This is a genomic window from Acetatifactor sp. (assembly GCF_982438285.1).
This window is the reverse complement of the sequence record NZ_CEWDFQ010000479.1, coordinates 1-1,813: the sequence shown is the minus strand read 5'-3', so window position 1 is coordinate 1,813 and position 1,813 is coordinate 1. Positions and strand designations below refer to the sequence as shown.

The 1,813-nt window shown below is 44.2% G+C and carries 3 protein-coding genes; all 3 read right to left on the bottom strand.

What is annotated here, in order from left to right:
* The coding region (locus tag AC1WIP_RS15455) for a tyrosine-type recombinase/integrase (protein ID WP_481142664.1) at window positions 1-504 on the bottom strand (504 nt) is incomplete at its 3' end.
* A 35-nt stretch (window positions 505-539) separates the two neighbouring features.
* Window positions 540-704 (bottom strand): helix-turn-helix domain-containing protein, encoded by a 165-nt coding sequence (locus tag AC1WIP_RS15450; RefSeq protein WP_481142665.1) that lies wholly within the window; start codon window positions 702-704, stop codon window positions 540-542.
* Between the two features lie 51 nt (window positions 705-755).
* Window positions 756-1,813 (bottom strand): alpha-amylase family protein (locus tag AC1WIP_RS15445; RefSeq protein WP_481142663.1); only part of this gene is annotated, 1,058 nt, incomplete at its 5' end.

Below are 1,813 nucleotides of genomic sequence, written 5' to 3'. Positions count from 1 at the left end.
CTCACGCTCCTGCTTCTTTGCTTTTGGAACGGTTGCATCCACAGCCGGGTTCTTTCCCATCATATCCCACTTTACCGCCTGGCGGAAACAGCTCCTTAATACCTTATGAATCTCAAATACTGTTGAAGGTGTAATAGTTCCACCGGATCCATCTGCATTTCTTGTGCTGTTAACCGCCGGCATATCCAAAAGCTTCTTATAATATTTCTCCAGAAAATGGTTATTGATCTCTGTAATCTTGGTATTTCCAATTGTTGGAATAATATAGTTATTGATCAGAGACACATTTCCACTGTAGGTAGTAACGCTCCATTTGTCACTGCCATAGATTTTAATATATTCTTCAAGAAGTTCCTGTAATCGAACACACTTAGGCACTTCAAAATTGCCTACTGCAATTCGATACTCCACCTCTTTCCTCCTAGTCTCTGCCTCCGTCTTGGTAGCATAAGTTTCCCATTTCTGATGATACTTGCCGTTCTCATCCTTAACCTTATAAATCACACAATATTTTTTGCCTCTTTTTTTACAACAGCCATTTAATATTCCTTTCCCCGGCTATCTCGAAGCCAGTCCAAAAACTCTTCTCTATGAATTCTCATAACACGTCCTGCACCAATTACTTTAAACTTCCCGTCCTGTGCCCATTTGGTAATAGTTGGAGCTGTGACACCCACAAGTAATGCCGCATCTGCTTTCGATATATATTCCTTTATAAAGTTTAGGTTTCATGTACAATCGACAGCCCAACTTAACTATCTGCTTTCTACTATTGTATATGTTCCTGATTCAAAATTTACATATAATGTTGCAAATGCACTATTATATTTCCAGCGGATTTCCAGAGACCTCTCCCCTCCGGAGATTGCTACCTCTGCGCCTTCCGAAAATGCCTTATGGGTATTTCGCATGCGGATTAACGCAAGCTGTTTTTGAACCACATCTTTTTTCAACCCTTCCGTGATCTGATCAGTGGAAAGATTTGTCCGGTTGATTTCCTTATGTCCAGATTCTCCCGCGCGCTGCACCGCTTCATGGTCATTTTTTCCGGCAAACAAATCCAGATACCAGACCTGCGGTTTGCCCGGCATAAACATCTGTATAGCACGCGCCAGAAGCATTTTTTCGTCCGACGCACCCAATGCACTGTAATATGTGGCATTTACCTGATAATACAGATTCTTTTGGCCATGTAAATTTTTGACCATGCCTCCGCGGGATACGATCCGTTCAATTAACGACTGGATTTCCTCTTCCGGAAGCAGCCCCTTTAAATCCAGAAGCGGGATGCCATCGTGACAGCCGAGCATGTTGACCGTGGAGATCTTCTTTTCCACAATCTCCTTCGCCCATGCCGCAAGATACGTTCCCCGCCGGTTCTCGATCGCATCAATGACCAGACCCGGCAGGAAAAAGTCATAGGTTGCATAGCCTTTTTCTGCAAGTGTCTCATATATTTTTTCATCATACGCTGCGTGGATCTCCGGCAAAAGCGTAAGTCCCAAAGGTTTTGCCAGCGCATGGATCTTCTGTAAAAGTTCCCACGTTTCCGGATCATTGAGAAAGTTTTTCTTTCCCGGTGCTTTCGGCGCATAGGCAAAGGCATCCAACCGCACAATCGCCGCGCCGTAAGAGGCTATTTTTTCCAGTGTTTCACGATAAAACTCCCACACTTTTGGTGACTGGATGTTTACATCCATCTGTCCGAGATACTGTCTGCCATGCACTTCCTGATAAAAGGTATTCCAGTACGGCACTTTTTTTCCATCCGGAAATTCCACCATCAGGATCGGCAGCCCGGGTTTGCGGAAAA